The sequence below is a fragment of the Metapseudomonas otitidis genome (assembly GCF_900111835.1).
In the GTDB taxonomy this organism is placed as follows: domain Bacteria; phylum Pseudomonadota; class Gammaproteobacteria; order Pseudomonadales; family Pseudomonadaceae; genus Metapseudomonas; species Metapseudomonas otitidis.
In genome coordinates this window covers 77,436-100,519 of sequence record NZ_FOJP01000014.1, presented here as the reverse complement: position 1 = coordinate 100,519, position 23,084 = coordinate 77,436, and the positions used below count along the sequence as shown (strand labels likewise).

The 23,084-nt window shown below is 70.3% G+C and carries 19 protein-coding genes; 4 read left to right on the top strand and 15 right to left on the bottom strand.

Features of this window, described 5'->3' with window-relative positions:
* Positions 1–2: 2 nt before the first annotated feature.
* From BM198_RS18980 to glgA, 5 genes are read right to left on the bottom strand one after another with little or no spacing between them, the layout of a single operon-like run.
* A complete protein-coding gene (locus BM198_RS18980; protein ID WP_074971721.1) occupies positions 3–317 on the bottom strand; it encodes a DUF2934 domain-containing protein in 315 nt (104 codons plus the stop codon).
* Positions 314–3,109, bottom strand: a complete 2,796-nt coding sequence (locus BM198_RS18975) for a malto-oligosyltrehalose synthase (protein ID WP_074971720.1) — start codon at positions 3,107–3,109, stop codon at positions 314–316. The genes BM198_RS18980 and BM198_RS18975 overlap by 4 nt, the downstream gene beginning before the upstream one ends.
* Entirely contained in the window at positions 3,102–5,171 is a 2,070-nt protein-coding gene (malQ, locus tag BM198_RS18970; RefSeq protein WP_074971719.1) for a 4-alpha-glucanotransferase, read from the bottom strand. The genes BM198_RS18975 and malQ overlap by 8 nt, the downstream gene beginning before the upstream one ends.
* Positions 5,168–6,931: a malto-oligosyltrehalose trehalohydrolase gene (gene treZ / locus BM198_RS18965; RefSeq protein ID WP_074971718.1), complete on the bottom strand. Its 1,764-nt coding sequence runs from the start codon at positions 6,929–6,931 to the stop codon at positions 5,168–5,170. The genes malQ and treZ overlap by 4 nt, the downstream gene beginning before the upstream one ends.
* Complete coding sequence (gene glgA / locus BM198_RS18960; RefSeq protein ID WP_074971717.1) at positions 6,931–8,478, bottom strand: glycogen synthase GlgA; 1,548 nt, start codon at positions 8,476–8,478, stop codon at positions 6,931–6,933. Before glgA ends, treZ begins: the two co-directional genes overlap by 1 nt.
* Positions 8,479–8,754: 276 nt before the next feature.
* Here glgA and BM198_RS18955 point away from each other — a divergent pair, with 276 nt between their 5' ends.
* On the top strand, positions 8,755–9,276 hold the full coding sequence (locus BM198_RS18955; RefSeq protein WP_074971716.1) for a CinA family protein: 522 nt from the start codon (positions 8,755–8,757) through the stop codon (positions 9,274–9,276).
* On the opposite strand, the gene BM198_RS18950 is transcribed toward BM198_RS18955, so the two are convergent.
* Positions 9,261–10,382 carry a mechanosensitive ion channel family protein gene (locus tag BM198_RS18950; protein WP_074971715.1) on the bottom strand — a complete coding sequence of 374 codons (1,122 nt, stop codon included), beginning with the start codon at positions 10,380–10,382 and terminating at the stop codon, positions 9,261–9,263. The genes BM198_RS18955 and BM198_RS18950 overlap by 16 nt on opposite strands.
* A gap of 239 nt (positions 10,383–10,621) precedes the next feature.
* On the opposite strand from BM198_RS18950, the gene BM198_RS18945 reads away from it, so the two are divergent.
* From BM198_RS18945 to metC, 3 genes are all read left to right on the top strand, one after another.
* A complete protein-coding gene (locus BM198_RS18945) occupies positions 10,622–10,975 on the top strand; it encodes a hypothetical protein (protein ID WP_074971714.1) in 354 nt (117 codons plus the stop codon).
* Between the two features lie 119 nt (positions 10,976–11,094).
* Positions 11,095–11,289, top strand: a complete 195-nt coding sequence (locus BM198_RS18940) for a hypothetical protein (RefSeq protein WP_074971713.1) — start codon at positions 11,095–11,097, stop codon at positions 11,287–11,289.
* 93 nt (positions 11,290–11,382) lie between these two features.
* Complete coding sequence (gene metC, locus BM198_RS18935; protein ID WP_074971712.1) at positions 11,383–12,561, top strand: cystathionine beta-lyase; 1,179 nt, start codon at positions 11,383–11,385, stop codon at positions 12,559–12,561.
* 6 nt (positions 12,562–12,567) lie between these two features.
* Here the strand turns inward: metC and BM198_RS18930 are convergent, their stop codons facing one another.
* The 9 genes from BM198_RS18930 to ydcS all read right to left on the bottom strand — a co-directional run bounded on the left by BM198_RS18930 (position 12,568) and on the right by ydcS (position 23,058).
* A complete protein-coding gene (locus BM198_RS18930; protein ID WP_074971711.1) occupies positions 12,568–13,008 on the bottom strand; it encodes an anti-virulence regulator CigR family protein in 441 nt (146 codons plus the stop codon).
* 2 nt (positions 13,009–13,010) lie between these two features.
* Complete coding sequence (locus tag BM198_RS18925; protein WP_167368478.1) at positions 13,011–14,618, bottom strand: putative bifunctional diguanylate cyclase/phosphodiesterase; 1,608 nt, start codon at positions 14,616–14,618, stop codon at positions 13,011–13,013.
* Positions 14,619–14,771: 153 nt separating this feature from the next.
* The gene (locus tag BM198_RS18920) at positions 14,772–16,634 is read right to left on the bottom strand and encodes an NAD(P)-binding protein (RefSeq protein WP_074971709.1); all 1,863 of its coding nucleotides are present in this window, start codon (positions 16,632–16,634) and stop codon (positions 14,772–14,774) included.
* A 64-nt stretch (positions 16,635–16,698) separates the two neighbouring features.
* Entirely contained in the window at positions 16,699–17,175 is a 477-nt protein-coding gene (locus BM198_RS18915) for an ester cyclase (protein WP_074971708.1), read from the bottom strand.
* Positions 17,176–17,437: 262 nt separating this feature from the next.
* Positions 17,438–18,862: a gamma-aminobutyraldehyde dehydrogenase gene (locus tag BM198_RS18910; protein ID WP_074971707.1), complete on the bottom strand. Its 1,425-nt coding sequence runs from the start codon at positions 18,860–18,862 to the stop codon at positions 17,438–17,440.
* Between the two features lie 71 nt (positions 18,863–18,933).
* Entirely contained in the window at positions 18,934–19,740 is an 807-nt protein-coding gene (locus tag BM198_RS18905; RefSeq protein ID WP_074971706.1) for an ABC transporter permease, read from the bottom strand.
* Positions 19,730–20,680, bottom strand: a complete 951-nt coding sequence (locus tag BM198_RS18900) for an ABC transporter permease (protein ID WP_044402738.1) — start codon at positions 20,678–20,680, stop codon at positions 19,730–19,732. The genes BM198_RS18905 and BM198_RS18900 overlap by 11 nt, the downstream gene beginning before the upstream one ends.
* 1 nt (position 20,681) lies before the next feature.
* Entirely contained in the window at positions 20,682–21,710 is a 1,029-nt protein-coding gene (locus BM198_RS18895; protein ID WP_044402741.1) for an ABC transporter ATP-binding protein, read from the bottom strand.
* 202 nt (positions 21,711–21,912) lie between these two features.
* Positions 21,913–23,058 (bottom strand): putative ABC transporter substrate-binding protein YdcS, encoded by a 1,146-nt coding sequence (gene ydcS / locus BM198_RS18890; RefSeq protein WP_074971705.1) that lies wholly within the window; start codon positions 23,056–23,058, stop codon positions 21,913–21,915.
* Positions 23,059–23,084: the final 26 nt, after the last annotated feature.

Below are 23,084 nucleotides of genomic sequence, written 5' to 3'. Positions count from 1 at the left end.
GGTCAGGCTTTGGGTGTCTTGGGGGTGCGTGGGGCGCGGGGTTTCTTCAGCAGGGCGGGCTTTTCCTCGGCCTCGCTGGCGGCGGGCTTGGCCGCCCGAGGGCGGCGGGTGGGGGTGACCGGGCCGGAGGAGGTGTCCACCGCCCGGGGCTTGCTGGCCGGTCGCGAGGTGGGTTCCGGCGGGGTGTCGCGGGGCTTCTCGCGCTGGGCCAGCTTGCGTGCCATCTCCCAGTGGCGAGCGTCCTGGCCGTGGGGACGGCCCTCGGATTCCCAGATCTGGTAGGCGAGTTCGCGGACGCGCTGATCGTCGGTTTTCATGGCATGACTCCTGTGGCATGGGGGCGGAAACACAGCAGGTTGACGGGGAAGTCGGCGAGCGCCCGGGACAGGGCCAGGCCTTCGGGGCCCACCTGGGGCGGCTCGCGGCTGAACACACCGGCGAGGGCGCCGGTGGCCGGGTCGAAGGGCAGCTCCACGCGGGTGTCGCCCCAGCGCAGGGGCGGCACCTGGGGCACCTCGGTGCCTTCCAGCAAGGCATCCACCAGGCGCGGGGCGATCACCACCAGGTACTCGCCGTCGCGCTGGCGGGCGAAGGCGATCACCCGCTCGGCGTGTTCGCCGTGCACCGGCAGCGGCTGGTAGTCGCCCCGGGCGAACAGCCCGGCGCGGGCGTAGCGCACCGACAGCACGCTGCCGATCAGCCACTGCTTGATGCGCCCGTCGCGCCAGCCCAGCAGCAGGTCGGCCTGGTCGCGCAGGGTGCCCAGGGCGTCGATGCGCGCGGCGTAATCCACCGGCCGGCGGTTGTCCGGGTCCACCAGGCTGAAGTCCCAGAACTCGGTGCCCTGGTAGAGGTCCGGCACCCCCGGCGTGGTCATGCGCAGCAGGCATTGCACCAGCCCGTTGAGGGCGCCGCCGGGGGCGATGGCCATGGCCGCGTCGGCAATGTCGCGACGCAGCTGGGCGGCGGCATCGCTGCCCAGCAGGCTGTCGAGGAAGGCGCGGCAGGCGCCCTCGTAGTCGCCGTTGGGGGCACCCCAGCTGGTCTGCAGCTTGGCTTCGCGCAGGGCCTTTTCCTGCCAGCGCAGCAGGCGCTCGCGGTAGGCGGCGAGGCCGGCGTGGTCGTCGGCTGCCAGGTCCAGCGGCCAACTGCCTAGCAGGCACTGGTAGAGCACCAGCTCGTCGCCGGGGCTGATGGCCAGCGGGCCGGTGGCTTCGCGCAGGGGCGCGGCCAGGCGCCGCCACTGTTCGCAGCACTCGGCGAACCAGGCAGCGCGCTCGCTGAGCACCGCCAGGCGCGCACGGCTGTCCTCGCCGCGCTTGTGGTCATGGGTGGCGGTGGTCAGCAGGTTGTCCGGGAAGCTCTGCGCGCGGGCCTGGCAGGCCGCGTGGAAGGCCTCCAGCGGGGCGCTGAAGCGTTGCGGGTCGAAGCCCACGTCGTTGCGCGAGAGCAGCACCGCCGAGCGGTAGCAGGCGGTGTCCTCCACGGCCTTGGCCGCCGCCGGGGCGGTGAGCTGCTGGAAGCGCGCCACCACCTGCCGGCGCAGCCGGCGCTGGGCCAGGGGCACGGCCCGCAGCGGTTCGCCGCCGAGCCAGCGCTCCAGGTGGTCGAGCAGCGGGCGGTCGGCGTCGCCCAGTTCGGCGCAGGCCGCGTCGAAGGCCTGGCGGAACAGCCGCTGGTCCTGGGCGGAGCGGCCGCAGGCGTTGACGTAGGTGCGGTAGACGCTGAACTGGCCGATCAGCGCGTGCAGCGCCCGGCGGATGCCGCCGAGGGTCAGGTCGCGGGTCGCCAGGTCGCTGCGCGCCACCTGCAGCAGGGCCTGGGCGAGGTTCTCCAGGTCGCCGGCGAGGTTGCTGCCGAGGATCAGTTCGCGGGCCTCGCGGACCTCGTCGAGGAAGCGCGGCGAACGCCCGCTGGTCTCGCTCCACAGGCCGCACAGCTGCAACTCGCCGAGGGGCGAGTGCTGCAGCAGCGACACCTGGTTCATGAATTCGTAGCCGGTGGTGCCGTCCACCTGCCAGTCGCCGGGCAGCGCCTCGTCGGGGCCGAGGATCTTCTCCACGTAGAGGGGGAAGGGCTGCTCCGCCAGGCCGGCCGGGCGTTGTGCCGCCAGCCGCTGCACCCGGCGGCGCAGGCGGCGGCAGTAGCCGCGCGGGTCGGCCAGGCCGTCGACGTGGTCCAGGCGCAGCCCGTCCACCAGGCCGCGCTGGATCAGCTCGAAGACCTTGGCATGCACCGCTTCGAACACCTCCGGGCGTTCCACCCGCAGGCCGCCCAGCTCGTTGATGTCGAAGAAGCGCCGCCAGTTGATGTCGTCGGCGGCGGTGCGCCAGCTGGCCAGGCGGTAGTGCTGGCGCTCCAGCAGGGCGTGAAGGCGTTCGAAGCCCGCCGGGTCATCGCCCCGGAACGCCGCCAGGGCGTTCGCCAGTGCCTCGCCGGTCGGCGCGGCGCGGCCCAGGGCCTGGCGCAGCTCACGGGCGCGCTGCCAGGCGTCGACGGAGCCTTCGAGGGCGTCGAAGCTGGCGGCCAGGGCCTGCAATGCCGGGTCGTCGGCGCGCCGCAGCACCTCGCCGTAGGTGGCCGGCCAGAGCGGGAAGCGGTGGTCGAAATGCTGGGCGTAGAGCGCGCCGCTGCTGCCGTCGTAATGCAGGCGCACCTCGCCGGCGGCGAGGACTTCCGCGTAGTCGCTGCGCAGGAAGGGGATCAGCAGCTGCCCGCGCAGCAGCGGGTCGTGGGATTGCCACTGGATGTCGAAGAACTGCGCGTAGGGGCTGGCGCGGCCCCATTCGAGCACGTCCAGCCACCATGGGTTGTCGCCGCCGCCCACGGCCATGTGGTTGGGCACCAGGTCGAGGATGAGCCCCATGTGGTGTTCGCGCAGGGCGGCCACCAGGCGCTCCAGGGCCGGCTCGCCGCCCAGCTCGGGGTTGACCCGGGTGGGGTCGACCACGTCGTAGCCGTGGGTGGAGCCGGCCCGGGCCTGGAGCACGGGCGACAGGTACAGGTGGCTCACGCCGAGACGGGCGAAGTAGGGCACCTGGGCGCGGGCGTCGTCGAGGGTGAAGCCGGCGTGCAGTTGCAGGCGCAGCGTGGCACGCAGTTCAGTCATGGGGGTGTTCCTGTTGCCGGCGGGTGTGGTCGAGGCGCTGCAGGCGGGCGCTCACCTCGGGGCGTTCGAGCAGGCTGGCGGCGGCTTCCGGCCAGCGCCGACGCCAGTTGGGGTGCAGGTCGCCGGGGCCGGGGAGGTTGGGTTGCTCTTCGCTGCCGACGGCGTCCTCCAGGGGCAGCAGCACCAGGGGGGCGGGGGTCCTGCCGATGAAGGCGATGGCCGCATCGAGGTCGTCTTCGGGGGCCTGGCCGTGGCGCTGGCCGCTGGCGTGCAGGGCGCTTTCCAGGGCCTGGCGTTCCCGCTGGCGGTGCTCACGGTCGGCCTCGGCCTGCTCGGGCCGGGTCTGGCCGGCGGCCTCGCGCCAGTGGATGTCGCGCCCGGCGAGCCAGCCACGCAGGGTCGGCAGGTCGTGGGTGGTGGTGGTGGCCAGGGCATCCGCCGGCCAGGCGTCGGGCGGCGTGAAGCGACCGTCGGCCTGTTCGAACAGCAGCACGCGCATGCCGAGGATCAGCCGCCGGCCAAGGGCTTCGCGCAGCCCCTCGGGCACGGTGCCGAGGTCTTCACCGACGATCAGCGCGCGGTGGCGTGTGGCTTCCAGGCAGAGCAGGCGCAGCAGGTCTTCGCGGGGGTAGTTGAGGTAGGCGCCATGCCGGGGATCGGCGCCTTCCGGCAGGACCCAGAGGCGCTGCAGGCCCATCACGTGGTCGATGCGCAGGCCGCCGGCGTGGGCGAGGTTGGCCCGCAGCATCTCGATGAAGGCGCGGAAGCCCTGTTGGCGCAGGCCCTCGGGGGAGAAGGCGGAGATGCCCCAGGCCTGGCCGCTGCGGTTGAGGATGTCCGGCGGGGCGCCCACCGTCAGCGACGGCAGCAGTTCGGCCTGACGCGCCCAGGCCTGGCTGCCGGCACCGTCGGCGCCCACGGCCAGGTCGGCGATCAGCCCGACGGCCATGCCGGCACCGCGCGCGGCACTCTGGGCGCGGTCCAGCCCGCGCGCCACCAGCCACTGGGCGAAGGCGTGGAAGCGCACCTCGTCGGCATGCTCTTCGGCGAAACGCAGCACCGCCGGGCTGGCGGGGTCGCGGTAGGGCTCCGGCCAGGTGCGCCAGTCGGTGGGCAGGCCGCTGCGGCTCATGAAACCGTGCAGGGCTTCGAAGCGGCAGTGCTGCAACAGGGCGTCGCCGGCGTGCTGGCAGAAGCTGTCGAAGTCGACGCTGTGCAGGTTCTCCCCGGCGGCGAAGCCCTGGTAGAGCTGGCGCAGCAGCTGCAGGCGCGCGGCGGAGGCGGCCGGCCAGTCCACCAGCGGCAGGGACTCCAGGCGTTGCAGCTCGGGGCCGAGGCCGGTGGCGAGGACCGCCTCGCGCCAGGCGCGGTCGCCGAGGATGCTGGCCGGCGCGGCGTGCAGCACGTTGAACAGCAGGCGGCTGGAGGGCGAATAGGGGCTGTAGCGCTGCAGGTCGGCGCTGAACATGGCGTGCACCGGGCTCAGGGCGATGGCGTCGGCGCCCTGGGCGGCGGCGCTGCGCACCAGCTCTTCCAGGGCCTGGGTGTCCCCCAGGCCGCCGTCGCCGGGGCGGCGCAGGCCGTACAGCTGGGCCGCCAGGCCCCAGATGTGGCGGCGGCGGTGGTCGCTGAGCTGGGCGACGCTGGGGCAGGCCGGCGGGGCGACGGCGAGGGTCACCGCCTGGTCGCCCAGGTGCAGCTGGTGGTAGCCCCAGGCGGTGAGGGCGGGCAGGCGTGCCTGGTCGTCCAGGTGGCCATCCACCACGCCGCCGTCCTCCAACTGGACGCGGAAAGCGGCGCCGGGCCGGGCATGGGCGGCGAGTGCCAGGGGCTGGCCCTGGTCCAGGGTCAGCAGCCGGGGCAGGGTGGCGGCCTCATGCCGGGCCTGCAGGTGCGCCAGGCTGCCGGCGATCTGCTGCTCGCTCTGGGCCGGGTAGCCGAGGGCCTCCAGCAGCGCGCGCAGGCTGTCGGGAGCGACCTGTTGCGGGCGACCGTCGGCGTCGGTCCAGTGGACGCTGAACCCTGCCGCCGTGGCCAGGGCTTCCAGCTGGGCGTCGCTCATCGCGGGTCCTCCAGGGTGACCACCACGCTGTGGGGCGGCAGCACGCCCTGGCGGTAGTCGGCGTCGTCGATGCCGTCGGCGTGCAGGGTGCGGGCCTCGGGGTGGGGCAGCGGGGTGCGCACGGTGACCGCCGAGAGGTTCAGGTCGATGCGCAGGTGGCTGCCGTCGCCCAGCCGCCAGCCGGCGGAGACGGCCTTGTCCTCCAGCACCCGCGCGCCGATGGCCTGGCTGCCTGGCAGGCGCGGCACCAGGTGGGCATGGCGCACCTGCAGCAGGCGCTGGTAGAGCCGGCGCCAGGCCTCGGCATCGGCTTCGGTTGCAGCAGCGCTGTCGGGCATGGAGCGGCTGAAGGTGGAGAAGTCGTTGGGGTCGGGGATGGCGTCCCGCTGCTCGGGCCGGGTGAAGGCGCTGAAGGCGGCGAACTCGGCGCGGCGGCCTTCGCGCACGGCCTGGCCGAGGGCTTCGTTGTGGGAGGTGAAGTACAGGAAGGGCTGCTCGGAGCCCCATTCCTCGCCCATGAACAGCAGCGGCACCATGGGGCTGAGCAGCAGCAGGGCGACGCTGGCCCGCAGTGCGGCGGGTTCCGCCAGGCTGGCCAGGCGCTCGCCCAGGGCGCGGTTGCCCACCTGGTCGTGGTTCTGCAGGAACAGCACGAAGGCGGTGGGCGGCAGGTGCGCGCTGGGTTCGCCGCGCTGGGCGCCGCGCGGGCTGGTCTCGCCCTGGTAGACGAAGCCCTCGCCCAGGCAGCGGGCCAGGTGGCTGGTGGGTTCGCGAGCGAAGTCGGCGTAGTAGCCCTCGTCCTCGCCGGTGAGCAGCACGTGCAGCACGTTGTGGCCGTCGTCGTTCCACTGGGCGTCGAAGCCCTGTTCCAGCAGGCTGGCGGCGTTGTCTTCGTTCTCCAGCACCAGGTGCACGTGGCGCCCGGCGGTGGCGCGGCGCACGCGGTCGGCCAGCTCGACGAGGAAGTCCCGGTCGGGGATGGCGTGCACCGCGTCCAGGCGCAGGCCGTCCATGCGGTAGTCCAGCAGCCACATCAGCGCGTTCTCGCAGAAGAAGTCGCGCACCTGCACGCGGCGGAAGTCGATGGCCGGTCCCCAGGGGGTGTGGCGGTCGTCGCGGAAGAAGGCGCCGGCGTAGCGGCCGAGGTAGTTGCCGTCCGGGCCGAAGTGGTTGTAGACCACGTCCACCAGCACCATCAGGCCCAGCTCGTGGGCACGGTCCACCAGGGCGCGCAGCTCGTCGGGGGTGCCGTAGGAGGATTCCGGGGCGAACGGCAGCACGCCGTCGTAGCCCCAGTTGCGCGCGCCGGGGAATTCGGCCAGGGGCATCAGTTCGATGGCGGTCACCCCCAGTTCGGCGAGGCCGGGCAGCAGGGCGGTGACCTGACTGAAACCGCCGAGCAGGCCGACGTGCAGTTCGTAGATCACCGCTTCGTGCCAGGGGCGCCCGTTCCACTCGGTGCAGCGCCAGGCGTAGCGGGACGGGTCCTGCACTTCGCTGTCGCCGTGCACGTCGTCCAGCTGGCGGCGCGAGGCCGGGTCGGGCACCTCCAGTTCGCCGTCGATGCGGAAGCGGTAGGCGGTGCCGCCCCCCACCGGCAGCTGCACGCTGTACCAGCCGTCGGCGTGGGGTGCCATGGGGTGGGTCTCGCCCGAGGCGAGGCGCAGTTCCACCTGGCGGGCGTCCGGTGCCCAGAGCGCGAAACGGGTGCTGCCGTCGTCCTGGAGCCAGGCGCCGTGGCTGCGGGTGACCGGGTACATCAGCGCGCCCCTCCGCTGGCGAGGGTGACGCGCTGGCCGATCAGCCGCTGGTAGAGCTGGTCGTAGGGCAGCACCGACTCGCGCCAGAACAGCGGCGCGGCCATGGCCTGGCAGCGCATGGCGTCCAGCAGCTCGGGGTGGCGGTAGACGTTCAGCGCGCGCTGCACGGCGTCCCAGTAGCTGGCAGCATCGGGCTCGCGGAACAGGAAGCCGGTGACGCCGTCCTCGATGGTGTCCGCCAGGCCGCCGGTGCAGCGGGCGATGGGCAGGGAGCCGAAGCGCTGGGCGTACATCTGGCTCAGGCCGCAGGGCTCGAAGCGCGACGGCATGAGCAGGAAATCGCTGGCGGCGAACAGGCGGCGGGCGTCGGTCTCGTTGAAGCCGACACGCACGCCGATGCGCCCGGCATGACGCTGCGCCAGGGCCTCCATGGCCAGCTCCAGCTCGGGCTCGCCACGGCCGATCACCGCCAGGCGGCCGCCCTGGGCGACGATGCGGTCGGCGATCTCCAGGGTCAGGTCGATGCCTTTCTGCTGCACCAGGCGCGAGACCACGGCGAACAGCGGGGCGGGTTCGCTGTCCAGGCCGTAGAGCTGCTCCACGTAGCGGCGGTTGGCCTGCTTGCCCTGCCAGGCGCGGGGGGCGAAGCCTTCCACCAGGTGGGTGTCGCTGCGCGGGTCCCAGCTCTCGTCGATGCCGTTGGTGATGCCGCTCAGGCGGCCTTCGGCGACGCGCTGGCGCAGCATGCCTTCCAGGCCGCAGCCGAAGGCCTCGGTGGTGATCTCGCGGGCGTAGTTGTCGCTCACCGTGGTGGTGTGCCGGGCGTGGGCGATGCCGGCCTTGAGGAACGACAGCTTGCCGTAGAACTCCATGCTCTCGGGGCGGAAGGCCTGCTCCGGCAGGCCCAGCTCGGGGGCGCTGTGGGGGTCGCAGAGGCCCTGGTAGGCCAGGTTGTGGATGGTGAACACGCTGGGGGTGGCCTGGCCGCGCCAGGCCAGGTAGGCCGGTGCCAGGCCGCTGGGCCAGTCGTTGGCGTGCACCAGTTCGGGCACCCAGCTGAGGCCGGCCTGGCCGCCGGCGAGGTCGGCGGCGGCCAGGCCCAGGCGGGCGAAGCGGATGTGGTTGTCGGCCCAGTCGCGGCCATGGGCGTCGCCATAGGGGGTGCCTTCGCGCTCGTACAGCTCGGGGCAGATCAGCACGTAGACGATCAGCCCGTCCGGCAGGTCCATGCGCCCGACCCGGCAGGGCGGCAGGGCGGCGTGCCCCGGCAGGCGGCCGATGACCCGGATCGGGTGGCCGCTGTGCAGCACCGAGCGGTAGCCGGGGATCAGCACGCGGATGTCGTGGCGGGAGGCGAGGGCTCGGGGCAGGGCAGCGGAAACGTCCCCCAGGCCACCGACCTTGACCAGGTCGGCGAACTCCGAGGTGACGAAGAGGATTCGTTTTTTCTGGCTATTGGTTCCAAGGCTTTCCACGTGCAACTGGGGCCGACTGGCGAGGGTGGACCCCAGGCCTTCGAGTTGAAGGCTCACTACCGCATTTCCCATACCATCCTCCGCTTTCGAATATCCCTGAACGGGGCGGCGGAGCGCCGGGGCGCAAGCCATCTATCACTGCTGGCGGTCCGGGCCGCCGGCCGCTTGGAAGATGAGTTGAAGGTCCCGACGCAGACGTCCGCTCCCCACATGAATCGAGACCGGAGGCCCGGCGGGATAGTTTCGACTTTATTTCCCGGCGGCCTCCGCCGGACGGCCGCGCTGCGGGGGGAACTCGGCCCCGGGGCCGGCCTTCATAGCTAGCAACAGCGAACGGAGGAAAGGGCCATGCAGCATGTCGAGCAGGTGGTGAGCTTCCTGGAGCGGTATCAGTTGACCCTGGTGACCGCCGAGTCCTGCACGGCGGGGCTGATGACGTCGATCCTCGCGGACGTGCCCGGATGCGGGCAGGTGCTGGACGCGGGCTACGTGGTGTACTCCCCCGAGGCCAAGCAGCGCTGCCTGGGGGTGTCGCCGGACACCATGGAGCGCTTCGGCCTGACCAGCGAGGAAGTCGCCCGGGAAATGGCCCTGGGGGCGCTGGAGGCCGCCGACCGTGCCGGTGTGGCCCTGGCCAACACCGGGCTGGCCGAAGGCGCCGGCGAGGCGGATGGGCTGGTGTGCTTCGCCTGCGCCATGTACCTGGACGGCGAGCCCTGGGTGGTGAGCGAGCAGCGCCATTTCGACGGGGAGCGCAACAGGGTGCGCGAGCAGGCGGCCCGCCATGGCCTGCTGCAGCTGCCCTATTACTACGAGCGCCTGCACCAGGCCCTGGCGGTGCGCCAGCCGGTGGATCAGACCGGCGGCTGACGCTCGGGCCCGGCGATGGGGCCGTCGCCAACTGCCGGGGCCTGGGGCGGCTGCAGCGAGCGCAGTTCGGCCCGCATGCGCGGCAGGCTGTCGGGGTAGTTGCGGTTGACGAAGCTGATGAGGTTCTCCCGCAGGTAGCAGCGCAGGTCCCAGTTGCGCGAGGAGTCGGCGGAGCTGACCAGCACCCGCAGCTGCATGGCACGGTCGGTGGCGTCCACCACCTGCAGCACGCTGACGCGGCCGTCCCAGAGCTTGGGCTGCTCGCCGCAGAGCCGGTCCAGCTCGCGCCGCAGGGGCTCCAGGGGCAGGGCGTAGTCGACCCAGATGACCACCGCGCCGGTGATCGAGGCGCCGACCCGGGTCCAGTTCTGGAAGGGGTTCTCGATGAACCACTGCAGCGGCACCACCAGGCGGCGGTCGTCCCAGATGCGCACCACGACATAGGTGCCGGTGATCTCCTCAATGCGCCCCCATTCGCCCTGGACGATCACCACGTCGTCCAGGCGGATCGGCTGGGTCAGGGCGATCTGCAGGCCGGCGATGAGGTTGCCCAGCACCGGCTTGGCGGCGAAACCCACCGCCAGCCCGGCGACCCCTGCCGAGGCCAGCAGGCTGGTGCCCAGCTGCCGGGCGGTGGGGAAGGTCATCAGCATGCAGGCCACGCCGAACAGCACCACGAAGAAGCTCAGGGTGCGCACCAGCACGCGGGTCTGGGTCTGGATGCGGCGGGCTTGCAGGTTGTCGGCGATGTCCACCGGGTTGCGCAGCAGGATCACCTGCTGCACCGCGTCCACCGCGCGCAGGCCGAGCCAGGTGAAGGTGCCGATCAGCACCAGGGAGGTGAGGCGGCGCAGCGGCTCGATGAACAGCAGGTCGTCCGGCGCGGAGCTGAGCACCGTCTGCACCCCCAGCAGCGGCAGCAGCAGGTACAGCGGGCGGCGCACCCGCTGCAGCAGCTCGCGCAGGAACAGCACGGGGCGGGTCAGGCGCTCGAACACCCGCAGGACGGCGCGGGACACCAGCGACAGGACGAGGAAGACCGCGAGGACGGTGAGCAGCAGGCGCAACTCGGGCCAGGGCATGTGGGACAGCCAGGCTTCGGGCATGGGGCACTCCTGGAAGGGCGGGTTTTCGATGGCCGGGGCGCTCGGCGAGGCAGCGACGCGTCGGGCCAACGGTTGGGGACTCCCTGTTAGTGACCCGGTGAGGGGGAGGGGGTTCGGGTGAATCGCCCTGGCCGTTCGTCGTCCTTACACAACCTTTACCCGGGCGCTGCGATCCGTTTTTCGCCGTTGCGGTCTGAACAGGCATCCCGGCACCTGTCCCGCCGGGCAGGAGGAAAACCATGTTTCGTCGTTTGCCCCAGGTGGCCCTGTTGGTGGGAGCCGCCGCACTGGCCGGCCAGGCGTCCGCCCATGGGCATGATGCCGGCCCGGCGATCGTCGGCGCCGTCGTGGGGGCCGTGGTCGGCGGAGCCATCGTCGCGTCCCGTCCGGCGCCGGTCTATGTGGAACAACCCGCTCCGGTGTATGTGCAGCCGGCCCCCGTCTACGTGGCACCGCCGCCACCGCCGCCGGTCTACGTCTACCCGGCACAACCGGTGTATTACCAGAGCGTGCCGGTGTACGCCCCGCCGCCGCGCTACTACGGGCCCCGCTACTACGGCCCGCCCCATCGCTGGGGTGGCCCGCACTGGTAACCCATGCCAACGAGCCCCACTCCGGTGGGGCTCGTTGCGTCTGGCGACCGTTCGGCGGCTGGGGCGAACGCGCAGCGGCATGGGGCTTCCAAGCTCCATCGCCACCCGAGGGAACACCCATGGAACGCCCGATCGCCGCAGCGGATGCCTACCGGTTCGGAACCACCTGTGAACGCGCCGTACGCCCCGGCACCCGCCCGGAAGGCTCGGGCAGCCTGGCCCGTCGCGACGAACCCGCACCGGGCAGCCTGCTCATGGAGCGCAACGCCGTCACTGTCGAGCGACGGGGCGAGCCGGGTGGTTCACGGGGCTGAGGCTCACCCGGGCTGCCGACTGCGAGGGGGAATCGGTTAGCATCGCGGCCTTTGCCCGGCCACGTGCGCCGGGCCCCGACAGGCTGCAGGCACATGAACAGAGACGACATCCCTTCCTTCGGCATCGGCACCCAGCTGTCCATGCTCGGGCGCGACCCTTCCGAGCAGTACGGCTTCGTCAACGGCCCGCTGTACCGGGGCTCCACGGTCATCTACAAGACCCTCGACGACATCGAGCAGCGCCGCGCGCGCTTCTCCTACGGCACCGCCGGCACGCCCACCCTCGCCAACCTGGAAGATGCCTGGACCCAACTGGCCGGCGCCGCCGGCACGGTGCTCTCGCCCTCGGGCCTGGGCGCGGTGTCCCTGGCGCTGTTCAGCACCACCCGCGCGGGTGACCACATCCTGGTGCCGGACAGCGTCTACCGGCCGACCCGGCATTTCTGCAACCACATGCTGGCCCGCTACGGCGTCACCACCACCTACTACGACCCGATGATCGGCGCCGGCATCGAGGCGCTGATGCGCCCCGAGACCACCACGCTGTTCCTCGAAGCGCCGGGCTCGCAGACCTTCGAAGTGCCGGACCTGCCGGCCCTGGTGGAGGTGGCGCGGCGGCGCGGGGTGCGCACCCTCCTCGACAACACCTGGGCGACACCGTTGTTCCTGCGGGCCCATGACCTGGGCATCGACCTGACGGTGGAGGCGGGCACCAAGTACCTGGGTGGGCATTCGGACCTGCTGCTGGGCCTGGTGACGGCCAATGCCGAATGCTGGCCGGCCCTGCGTGCCACCTACGACAGCCTGTCCATGCTGCCGGGGGCCGAGGATTGCGTACTGGCGCTGCGCGGCCTGCGCACGCTGAAGCTGCGGCTGGAAGAGGCCCAGCGCCGGGGCCTGGAAATGGCCCACTGGCTCAAGGCCCGGCCGGAGGTGAAGCGCGTGCTGCACCCGGCCTTCGAGGACTGCCCCGGGCATGCGCACTGGAAGCGTGACTTCACGGGGGCTTCGGGGCTGTTCTCCATCGTCCTGGAGGATCGCTACAGCCGCGAGGGCCTGGCGGCCATGCTGGACCACCTGCGGGTGTTCAGCATGGGCTTCTCCTGGGGCGGCTACGAGAGCCTGGTGATCCCCTTCGACTGCCGCAGCTACCGCACCGCCACGGCCTGGACGGAGCCGGGCTTCTGCCTGCGCCTGCAGATCGGCCTGGAGGACATGGACGACCTCAAGGCCGACCTGGCCGAGGGCTTCGCCCGGCTGGCGGCCTGCTGAGGCGGTTCAGTCCAGCACGTCGTGCAGGACGTCCTGGATGAGCCCGGTGGCCACGGCCACCAGCAGCAGGTCGGTCCCGGCCTGCACCCAGTCGTAGCCGGGATAGGACGGCAGCCGCTGCAGCAGGCGGCCGTCCAGCTTGCGGGCGATGCCGGGCGGCAGCGGCTTGCCCCGCGCGAGGTTCTTGCGGATGCCCGGGGGCAGCGAGGCGCCGGGGCTCCAGTAGTCGCGGTTGTCCTGCAGGACGATGCGGATGCCGCCGAGGTCGATGCTCGGCCCCGCCGACTGGGTGGCCGCATTGCCGTGGCCGCCGTGCCCATTGCCGTTGCCATGACCGTTGTTGCCCTTGCCGTTGCCATTGCCGGGCGACGCCAGGGCGGAGGCGCTCGCGCCCGCCAGCAACAGGGCGCAGGCGAGCAGCAGCGGGCGGTGGTTCGGGGTGTGCATGATCAGGACTCCGTGGAGTGGGGGCGGGCAGAGGGCCGCGGAACCGGCCCCAGCAGGCAGGGCCCACGGGCCACCATGGCGGTGGCCTGGGCCGTGGACACCGGTGGGCTGAAGTAATACCCCTGGCCTTGCCGGCAGCCGACGCTCTGCAGCCACTCCAGCTGCCGCTGCGTCTCGATGCCTTCGGCAACGGTGGGGATGCCGAGTTCCTGGCTGAGGCCGAGCATGGCCCGCAGAATGCTTTCGTCCTTGCTGCCGTTGTCCAGCGCGGCGACGAACTGGCGGTCGATCTTGAGCTTGTCGAAGTTGTAGCGGCTGATGTGGGCGAGGGACGAGTAGCCGGTGCCGAAGTCGTCCAGCGACACGCGGATGCCCATGGCCTGCAGCGCCTGGATGTTGGCGTTGGCCCGCTCGACGTGGTCGATCACGGCGGTCTCGGTCACCTCCAGCTCCAGCCGCCGGGGCGGGAAGCCCACCTTGTTGAGGATGCGCGAGACATGGAACGGCAGGCTTTCGTCGGCCAGGTCGATGGCGCTGAGGTTGAACGAGAGGAACACGCCGGTGGGCCACTGGCGGGCTTCCTCGCAGGCGCGCTGGAGCAGTTCGCGGGTGATGCGGGTGATGTAGCCGAGGCGCTCGGCTGCGGGGATGAACTGCGCCGGCCCCAGGCTGCCGGCCTCGGGGTGGTCCAGCCGGGCGAGGGCTTCGAAACCGAGGATCTCGCCGCTTTCCAGGGCGACGATGGGCTGGTAGTCCACCCGCAGGTAGCCGGCCTTCATGCCGTCGTCGAGCAGCTTCACCAGGCGCGTCTGCTGCTCCAGCTCGGTGTCGTTGCCGGGCTCGTAGAACACCACCATGTTGCGCCCCTCGCGCTTGCCTGACTGCACGCAGAAGGCGGCGCGGGCCATGAGGTCGTCCAGTCGCCGACCATCGTCCGGGTAACGGGCGACGCCTAGGGTGGCGCTGACTTCGATACGTGCGTCCTCATGCTGTACCGGCTGGCGGATCAGCTCCAGCAGGGCCTCCAGCAGGGCGCTGGCGGCGGTGTGGCTCTTCTGGGAATGCAGCACCAGGGTGAATTCGTCGGCACCGCTGCGGCCGATCAGGTCGCCCTCGGGCAGCGCCGTGGCCAGCCGGCGGGCCAGCACCTGCAACAGGTGGTCGCCGGCCTCGTGGCTGTGCAGGTCGTTGACCAGGCGGAAGCCGTCCAGGTCCACCAGCACGAAGTAGAACGGCGAGTCAGAAACCCCCAGGCAGGGTTCCAGGTGGCTGCGCAGCCCCCGGCGGTTGGGCAGGCCGGTGAGCATGTCGTGTTCGGCCAGGCGGGTGACCTTGAGTTCCGCGCTGCGCCGGGCCTGGGCCTCCCAGCGCATCTCCATCAGCCGGCGCACACCGAAGATGAAACCGCACCAGCCCACCAGGCTGAGCATCAGCAGGATCTCGTCCAGTTCCCAGTGCTCGTGGCGCACGGCCGCCCGTTGCAGGAGGTCGCCCACATCGAAGTGGACCAGCAAGGCGAGGCTGACCAGGGCGAACAGCAGGATCAGGACGATGTCACGCTTCATCCGGCCAGTGCGTGGGCGGGCAGGGCGTTCGTGGGTATCGGGCATGCGGGATCGGCACTCCGGAGCCCCGGCGCAGGGCTGTCGCCGGGGATACGGAAAATATAGACGTGCCTGGTGCGGGTGGGGGCCCGCCGAATCTGCCGGGGCCGGGCGCATGGCCGGGTGATGGCGCCAGCACCATCACCCGGCTGCGTTCGCTCAGCCGAGCTCGCGCACCGCGCGCCAGGCTTCGTCGATGGCGGCGTGGGCGTAGGCGCTCCAGGCCGCGTCGGAGTTGGCGATGGTGACGTTGCCCAGCTTGCGGCGGGCGAGGTTCATCAGCTTCTCGCTCTCGTCTTCGTCGTCGAACAGGCTGTTGGAGAAGTAGGCGTAGCCGTGGGACCAGCGGTTGACGGTGATGGCGAGGATGTCCTTCTCGTGGTCGAAGCCGGCCGGGCCGAGCATGGCCTGGAGCTGCTCGCGGATCATCGTTTCCATCTGCTCGAAGCTCATGGCGTAGAGCTTGCCGCGGCCGACCCGGGCCTGGGTGCGGGCGTCCATGCCCATGCCGGGGCTGGTGGGCACGTAGACCATGTGCAGGCCGATGGGCTGGGCCGGGTCGCGGGGGTGGCGGTAGCCGCCGATGTCCACCGGATAGTCGAGCTTGACGCGGCTGTAGGGCTGGCTGGGGGCGTAGATCTCGTGGACGCCGAGCTTGGCGAAGCTGTGCCAGTTGCGGATCACCACCTTGGTGTACACCAGCGGGAACTTGACGTTCTGCGCCAGGGCGTGGGCCTGCGGGGCGGGCAGGTCGCGGAGCAGGTAGGGAATCATCATGTTGTAGCAGGCCAGCACGCAGTGCCGGGCGCGCACGCGGTGCAACTGGCCGCCCCGGCTGTAGCCCACGTCCACGGCGCCGGCGCGGTTGCGCACGCTGACGGCGGTGCTGTTCAGGCGCAGGCGCACGGCGTTGGAGGGCAGGTCGAGGCGGGCGTAGTCGAAGTCGGCGAGGACGATGTCGTCCATGCCCTTGCCGGCGGCCACGCCCGGGATCAGGCTGCGCACCAGCAGGCGCGCCACCGAGGCGTTGCCGTCGGGGAAGTGGTAGATGTACGGCTCTTCCATCTCGGCCTTGGCTTCCTCGCTGATGGGCGAGAGGTCCATCGCGGCGAAGCCGGGGAAGCCGACGGCGTAGGCATCGGCGGCGGCGACGGCGTCGATGCTGAGGGCGGAGAAGTCGTTGGTGCGGCTGAGGAAGTAGCGGGTGGCGGCTTCGCTCAGGCCGACGTCCTTGCGCAGGAAGTCCTGGTAGCTGGTCTTGGCCAGGTGGGCTTCCTTCTCCTCGCGGCTCTTGCCGGCCAGGTAGTCACGGGGTGCTTCGTGCAGGGCGATGAGGGCCTCGCGGTCGGCTTCGGGCAGCGGGAAGTCGTTGATGAAGGCGCGCCAGCTGCGGGCGTTGAGTTTTTCCGGGGCGATGTCGTCGGCCACCATCGGTGTCGGGTCGCCGGTCACCAGCTTGTCTTCACCGAAGCCGGCCTTGTCGAAGAACACCCCGCGGGACAGCCCGAGGCCGGGGTAGAAGTCGCGGTCGAAGGCGGTCTCGAAACGGTCGATGTCCACCCCCAGCTGCTTGAGCAGGTCGTTCACCTGGCTGCTGTAGAGGTGCTTGGGCGACTGGAAGGCTTCGCTGCCGCCGTAGCCGAGGATCATCCGGCCGCCGGCCTGGAATTCGTTGCGCTTGGCGTGGCCGCCGAAGTCGTCGTGGTTCTCGACGATGAGGATGCGCGCGTCGGGGTTCTGCTGCCGGTAGAACCAGGCCGCCGAGAGGCCGCTGATGCCGCCACCGACCACCACCAGGTCGTACTGCTCTTCGATGGGCAGGCCGTCGGTGTCGAACACCTTCTTCTCCCAGCCCATCTGGTGGGCCACGTCGAAGGAGCCGGGGTGGCTGCCGCGCAGGCCGGTGAGGGCAGGGGGGTAGTAGCGCCCGGAGGGGGCTGCGCGCAGCAGCTGCAGCGGGGTGAGGCCGAGGCCGACGGTCAGGGCGGCACCGTTGAGGAAGTCGCGGCGGGTGATGCTCATGGTGTACCTGCAAGGCGTTTGTTGTGGGTGCGGGCGCCCGGATCGTTGCCGGGCCCCCGTGGGCTTACCAGCCCAATTGCTTATTGAAGCCGAGGGCGTCGTAGTAGTCGCCCTGGTAGACGATCTTGCCGTCCTTGATACGGACGAAGCTGACCCCTTCGAACTTCAGGGGCTTGCCGGTGGCCGGGGTCTCGGCGCTCCAGGCGCCGCTGTTGGTGCCGGCGAACTCCCACTGGAAGGCGATGCCGTCGGGCCCGACGATGGGTGCGCTGGTCATCTTCCAGGTCAGGTCCGGCACGGCGCCGATGAACACCTTGATGACGTTGTCGCGGGCCGCTGCCTTGCCGTTCTGCGGCGTGCCGACGGTGGCGTCGAAGTACACCGCGTCATCGGCGAGGAAGGTGGCGGCCTTGTCGGCGTCGTGGGCGTTCCAGGCGGCCATGTAGCCTTCGACGACAGACTTGGCGTCGCTGGCGGCCTGGGCGAGACCGGCGGCGGTGCAGAGCAGGATGAAGCTGAAACTACGCAGGGTGGTTCGCATTTCGGGTTCTCCTGGGGGTGGGGTGCAGCAGTGGTGAAGCAAAGCCAGTGGAGAGGAGCCCGTAGCCCGGGCTTCAGCCCGGGAGCAGGTCCCACAAGAGCGGGCGAATGAATTCGCCCCTACAGGGGGTGCATGAAGCGCTGAGCGTCGAGCGCGCAGGCCGGGCTAGGCGAGAAGCGCGGAGAAAGCGGAATGTACTGCAGTACATGAGCATTTCGACGTGCTTCTCAACAACGCCCGGGCCAGCGAGCGGCGCTCAGGGTCAGTGTTTGAACATGACGTGGCGGATGGCGGTGTAATCCTCGAGTCCGTACATCGACATGTCCTTCCCATAGCCCGACAGCTTCACGCCGCCGTGAGGCATTTCGCTGACCAGCATGAAGTGGGTGTTGACCCAGGTGCAGCCGTACTGCAGGCGGGCGGCGAGGCGGTGGGCGCGGCCGACGTCGGCGGTCCACACGGAGGAGGCCAGGCCGTAGTCGGAGTCGTTGGCCCAGGCCAGCGCCTGGGCTTCGTCGTCGAAGGCGGTGACGGAAACCACCGGGCCGAAGATCTCGCGGCGCACCACTTCGTCGCCCTGGCGGGCATCGGCCAGCACGGTGGGCTCGAAGAAGAAGCCGGGACGGTCGGCACGCTTGCCGCCGGTGACCACGCGGATGTGGCGCTGCTGGCGGGCGCGCTCGACGAAGCCTTCGACGCGGGCCAGGTGCTGTTCGGTGATCAGCGGGCCGAGTTCGGTCTGCGGGTCGTCCTGCTCGCCGTAGCGGATGCTGGCGACGGCGGCACCGAGCTTCTCGACGAACTTTTCGTAGATGCCTTTCTGGGCGTAGATGCGGCAGGCGGCGGTGCAGTCCTGGCCGGCGTTGTAGAAGCCGAAGGTGCGGATGCCTTCCACGGCGGCGTCGATGTCGGCGTCGTCGAAGATGATCACCGGGGCCTTGCCGCCCAGCTCCATGTGCATGCGCTTAACGGTGTCGGCGGTGCCGGCGATGATGCGGCTGCCGGTGGCGACCGAGCCGGTGAGGGAGACCATGCGCACCTTGGGGTGGGTGGTCAGCGGCTCGCCGACGCTGGGGCCACGGCCCACCACCAGGTTGACCACGCCGGCTGGGAAGATCGAGGCGATCAGCTCGCCCAGGCGCAGGGCGGTCAGCGGGGTCTGCTCGGAGGGCTTGAGGACCACGGTGTTGCCGGCGGCCAGGGCCGGGCCGAGTTTCCAGGCGGCCATCATCAGCGGGTAGTTCCAGGGGGCGATGGAGGCGACCACGCCCACCGGGTCGCGGCGGATCATCGAGGTGTGGCCCGGCAGGTATTCACCGGCGGCGGAGCCCTGCAGGCAGCGGCTGGCACCGGCGAAGAAGCGGAACACGTCGGCCACGGCCGGCAGTTCGTCGTTCAGCGCGGCGCTGAAGGGCTTGCCGCAGTTCTGCGATTCCAGGCGAGCCAGTTCTTCGGCGTGGGCGTCGATGGCATCGGCGAGCTTGAGCAGCAGCAGGGAGCGGTCCTTCGGTGCGGTCTGCGACCAGCCGTCGAAGGCGGCATCGGCGGCGCGCACGGCGGCGTCGACCTGGGCCGGGGTGGCTTCGGCGATTTCCACCAGGGTGCTGCCCAGGGAGGGGTTCAGGACGGCGAGCTTCTCGCCTTCGCCAGCGACCAGTTGGCCATTGATCAGGAGCTTGGTTTGCATCGTTGAAGTCCTCTTGTTCTTGAACGGGGAACGTCGTCGTTCGGCTGGGGTTCGGGCCTGGGGGCGAGCGGCTATTTGCCGCTGCCGGCCACGCCTTCGCCCCCTTTGGTCAGGTAGTAGGCGCCGAGGATCGGCAGCATGGTCACCAGCATCACCAGCATGGCCACCACGTTGGTCACCGGGACGTCACGCGGGCGACTGAGCTGGTTGAGCAGCCAGATCGGCAGGGTGCGCTCGTGGCCGGCGGTGAAGGTGGTGACGATGATCTCGTCGAAGGAGAGGGCGAAGGCGAGCATGCCGCCGGCCAGCAGGGCCGAGCCGAGGTTCGGCAGGATCACGTAGCGGAAGGTCTGCCAGCCGTCGGCGCCCAGGTCCATGGAGGCCTCGATGAGGCTGTTGGAGGTGCGGCGGAAGCGGGCGATGACGTTGTTGTAGACGATCACCACGCAGAAGGTGGCGTGGCCGATGACGATGGTCATCAGGCCGGGTTCGATGCCCAGGGCCTTGAACGCCGCCAGCAGTGCGATGCCGGTGATGATGCCGGGCAGGGCGATGGGCAGGATCAGCATCAGCGAGATGCCTTCCTTGCCGAAGAACTCCCGGCGGTACAGCGCGGCCGCGGCCAGGGTGCCGAGCACCATGGCGATGAGCGTGGCGATGCTGGCGACCTTGAGCGACAGGACGATGGATTCGATCACGTCCTGGCGCTCGAAGGCGACGCTGAACCAGTGCAGGGTGAAGCCCTGGGGCGGGAAGCTGAACGCGGCGTCTTCGGTGTTGAAGGCGTACAGGAAGATGATGAGGATCGGGAAGTGCAGGAACACCAGCCCGCCCCAGGCGGCAGCCTTGAGGCTCCAGGAAGCGTTGTCAGAGTGCATCGAAGGCCCCCAGGCGTTTGACGATGGACAGGTACACGGCGATCAGCACGATGGGCACCAGGGTGAACGCGGCGGCCATGGGCATGTTGCCGATGGCACCCTGCTGGGCGTAGACCATGCTGCCGATGAAGTAGCCGGGCGGGCCCACCAGCTGCGGCACGATGAAGTCGCCCAGGGTGAGGCTGAAGGTGAAGATCGAGCCGGCGGCGATGCCGGGCACCGACAGCGGCAGGATCACCTGCATGAAGGTCTGCCGCGGGTGCGCGCCGAGGTCGGCCGAGGCTTGCAGCAGCGACGGCGGCAGGCGCTCCAGGGAGGCCTGGATCGGCAGGATCATGAACGGCAGCCAGATGTAGACGAACACCAGGAAGCGACCGAAGTTGGAGGTGGACAGGGTGTTGCCGCCCACGCCGGGGGTCGCCAGCAGCAGGTTCAGCAGTGGCTCCAGGCCCAGGTGCTGGACGAACCACATGGCGACGCCGCCCTTGGCCAGCAGCAGGGTCCAGGCGTAGGCCTTGACGATGTAGCTGGCCCACATCGGCATCATCACGGCGATGTAGAAGAACGCCTTGGTCTTGCCGGTGGTGTAGCGCGCCATGTAGTAGGCGATGGGGAAGGCCAGGGCGGCACTGGCCACCGAGACCGCCACGGCCATCACCAGGGTGCGCTGGATGATGTCGAAGTTGGCGGCCTGGAACAGGGCCTGGAAGTTCGCCAGGGTCAGGTCGGTGGAGACCGCCATGGTGAAGTCATCGAAGGTGTAGAAGCCCTGCCACAGCAGCGTCAGCAGCGAGCCGAGGTAGACCGCGCCGAACCACAGCAGCGGCGGCACCAGCAGCAGCGAGAGGTACAGCGTCGGCTTGCGGTAGAGCAGGTTGGACAGGCGCCGCATCGGCCCCTTGGGGGCCTGCGCGCGGGCGGCGTTGAGTGTCAGTTCCATCTCAGGCGCCCTCGTTCAGCAGCACCATCGCCTCGCGGGCCCAGCGCAGGGTGACGCGCTGGCCGCTCTGGTGGGCGAGGTCGATGGCTTGCCATTGGTCGTTGGCCTGGCTGACGCAGAGGTTCTGGCCGTTGTCCAGGCGGATCTCGTAGCGGGTGGCGGCGCCCTGGTACTGGATGTCGTGCAGCAGGCCGCTCAGTTCCACCTCGCCGCTGGCGCAGGCGCCCTGGGCGAAGCGGATGTGCTCGGGGCGGATGGAGAAGGGTTGCGGGTTGCCGGTGAGCTGGCGGGCCAGGTCGTCGCGCAGGACGTTGGAGGTGCCGACGAACTCGGCGACGAAGGGGGTGGCCGGCTTCATGTAGAGGTTGCGCGGGGTGTCCACCTGCTCGATGCGGCCCTTGTTGAACACGGCCACGCGGTCGGACATGGACAGCGCTTCGCTCTGGTCGTGGGTGACGAAGATGAAGGTGATGCCCAGCTGGCGCTGGAGCTTCTTCAGCTCGCTCTGCATCTGCTCGCGCAGCTTGAGGTCGAGGGCGCCGAGGGGTTCGTCCAGCAGCAGCACGCGGGGGCGGTTGACCAGGGCACGGGCCAGGGCCACGCGCTGGCGCTGGCCGCCGGACAGTTGCACCGGCTTGCGGCCGCCGTAGCCGCCCAGGGCCACCATGCCCAGGGCCTCTTCGGCACGGGCCAGGCGCTCGGACTTGGCCACGCCCTTGACCTTGAGGCCGTAGGCGACGTTCTCCAGCACGCTCATGTGCGGGAACAGGGCGTAGTCCTGGAAGACGGTGTTGACGTCCCGCAGGTAGGGCGGCAGGCCGGCGGCCTCCTCGCCGTGGATGCGGATGGAACCCGCGCTGGGCTGCTCGAAACCGGCGATCAGGCGCAGGCAGGTGGTCTTGCCCGAGCCGGAGGGGCCGAGCATGGAAAAGAACTCCCCGTCCTGGATATCGATGGAAACCCGGTCGACAGCCTTGACCTCGCCAAACTGGCGGGAGACCTGGGTGAATTGAACGGCGGGAGTGGTCATGGTGCGTGCTCCGGTAAAGCGAAAAGGGTGCAGGTGTGGCGTAAGAGCCCCTCGCCGGCGGCGAGGGGAGGGTGCGGGGCACCGGGCTGGGCCGAGCGAGCGGTCCGAGGGCTAGGCGCCCCGCAGCGAGACGCGAGACATACCGTGTGGTAGGCGAGCGTCGAGCGAGGACGCAACGACGCCCTCGGGTCGCGCAGCCGGGTCAGCGGCCGCCCATGATCGCGATGTAGTCCTGGGTCCAGCGACTATAGGGGACGAACTTGCCGCCCTCGGCCTGCGGGGTCTTCCAGAAGGCGATCTTGTCGAACTGGTCGTAGCCGTTGGTGCTGCAGCCTTCGGCACCCAGCAGGGCGCTGGCCTTGCAGCCTTCGGGTGCGGCGGGTACGGAGCCGAACCAGGCGGCGACGTCGCCCTGGACCTTGGGCTCCAGGGACCAGTTCATCCACTTGTAGGCGCAGTTCGGGTGCTGGGCCTCGGCGTGCAGCATGGTGGTGTCGGCCCAGCCGGTGACGCCTTCCTTGGGGAACACGGTGGCGATGGGCTGGCCTTCGGTCTTCAGGGCGTTGGCCTGGTACGGCCAGGCGCTGGAGGCGACCACGCCTTCGTTCTTGAAGTCGCTCATCTGCACGGTGGTGTCGTGCCAGTAGCGGTGGATCAGGTTGTGCTGCTTGCGCAGCAGGTCGAGCACGGCGGCGTACTGCTTCTCGTCGAGCTGGTAGGGGTCGGTGATGCCCAGGGCGGGCTGGGTGGCCTTGAGGTAGAGGGCGGCGTCGGCGATGTAGATCGGGCCGTCATAGGCCTGTACGCGGCCCTTGTTGGGCTTGCCGTCGGGCAGGTTCTGCGCTTCGAACACCACGGACCAGCTGTCCGGGGCCTTGGTGAAGGCCTGGGCGTTGTACATCAGCAGGTTGGGGCCCCACTGGTAGGGGGTGCCGTAGGTCTTGCCAGCGACGGTGTACCAGGGCGCGTCCTTCAGGCGCGGGTCGATGTTCTTCCAGTTGGGGATCAGGTTGGGGTCGATGGGCTGCACGCGCTTGCCGTAGATCAGGCGCAGCGAGGCGTCACCGGAGGCGGTGACCAGGTCGTAGCCGCCCTTGGCCATGAGGCTGACCATCTCGTCGGAGGTGGCGGCGGTCTTCACGTTGACCTGGCAGCCGGTGTCCTTCTCGAACTGGCTGACCCAGTCGTAGTTCTTGTCGGACTGGCCGCGTTCGATGTAGCCGGGCCAGGCGACGATGTCGAGGCGGCCTTCGCCGGCTCCCACGGCGGTGATGGCGTCGGCGGCCTGGAGGCTGGCACTGGCGAGCAGGCCGGTGGTGATGGCGCTGAGCAGGGTGATCTGGCGCATTGGTGTCTCCCTCGTTGTTGTCTCTT

What these genes read in the sequence shown, in the direction of transcription:
- BM198_RS18980 (WP_074971721.1), bottom strand. Translation starts at nt 317, where the DNA reads ATGAAAACCGACGATCAGCGCGTCCGCGAACTCGCCTACCAGATCTGG.
- BM198_RS18975 (WP_074971720.1), bottom strand. Translation starts at nt 3,109, where the DNA reads ATGACTGAACTGCGTGCCACGCTGCGCCTGCAACTGCACGCCGGCTTC.
- malQ (WP_074971719.1), bottom strand. Translation starts at nt 5,171, where the DNA reads ATGAGCGACGCCCAGCTGGAAGCCCTGGCCACGGCGGCAGGGTTCAGC.
- treZ (WP_074971718.1), bottom strand. Translation starts at nt 6,931, where the DNA reads ATGTACCCGGTCACCCGCAGCCACGGCGCCTGGCTCCAGGACGACGGC.
- glgA (WP_074971717.1), bottom strand. Translation starts at nt 8,478, where the DNA reads ATGGGAAATGCGGTAGTGAGCCTTCAACTCGAAGGCCTGGGGTCCACC.
- BM198_RS18955 (WP_074971716.1), top strand. Translation starts at nt 8,755, where the DNA reads ATGCAGCATGTCGAGCAGGTGGTGAGCTTCCTGGAGCGGTATCAGTTG.
- BM198_RS18950 (WP_074971715.1), bottom strand. Translation starts at nt 10,382, where the DNA reads ATGCCCGAAGCCTGGCTGTCCCACATGCCCTGGCCCGAGTTGCGCCTG.
- BM198_RS18945 (WP_074971714.1), top strand. Translation starts at nt 10,622, where the DNA reads ATGTTTCGTCGTTTGCCCCAGGTGGCCCTGTTGGTGGGAGCCGCCGCA.
- BM198_RS18940 (WP_074971713.1), top strand. Translation starts at nt 11,095, where the DNA reads ATGGAACGCCCGATCGCCGCAGCGGATGCCTACCGGTTCGGAACCACC.
- metC (WP_074971712.1), top strand. Translation starts at nt 11,383, where the DNA reads ATGAACAGAGACGACATCCCTTCCTTCGGCATCGGCACCCAGCTGTCC.
- BM198_RS18930 (WP_074971711.1), bottom strand. Translation starts at nt 13,008, where the DNA reads ATGCACACCCCGAACCACCGCCCGCTGCTGCTCGCCTGCGCCCTGTTG.
- BM198_RS18925 (WP_167368478.1), bottom strand. Translation starts at nt 14,618, where the DNA reads ATGCCCGATACCCACGAACGCCCTGCCCGCCCACGCACTGGCCGGATG.
- BM198_RS18920 (WP_074971709.1), bottom strand. Translation starts at nt 16,634, where the DNA reads ATGAGCATCACCCGCCGCGACTTCCTCAACGGTGCCGCCCTGACCGTC.
- BM198_RS18915 (WP_074971708.1), bottom strand. Translation starts at nt 17,175, where the DNA reads ATGCGAACCACCCTGCGTAGTTTCAGCTTCATCCTGCTCTGCACCGCC.
- BM198_RS18910 (WP_074971707.1), bottom strand. Translation starts at nt 18,862, where the DNA reads ATGCAAACCAAGCTCCTGATCAATGGCCAACTGGTCGCTGGCGAAGGC.
- BM198_RS18905 (WP_074971706.1), bottom strand. Translation starts at nt 19,740, where the DNA reads ATGCACTCTGACAACGCTTCCTGGAGCCTCAAGGCTGCCGCCTGGGGC.
- BM198_RS18900 (WP_044402738.1), bottom strand. Translation starts at nt 20,680, where the DNA reads ATGGAACTGACACTCAACGCCGCCCGCGCGCAGGCCCCCAAGGGGCCG.
- BM198_RS18895 (WP_044402741.1), bottom strand. Translation starts at nt 21,710, where the DNA reads ATGACCACTCCCGCCGTTCAATTCACCCAGGTCTCCCGCCAGTTTGGC.
- ydcS (WP_074971705.1), bottom strand. Translation starts at nt 23,058, where the DNA reads ATGCGCCAGATCACCCTGCTCAGCGCCATCACCACCGGCCTGCTCGCC.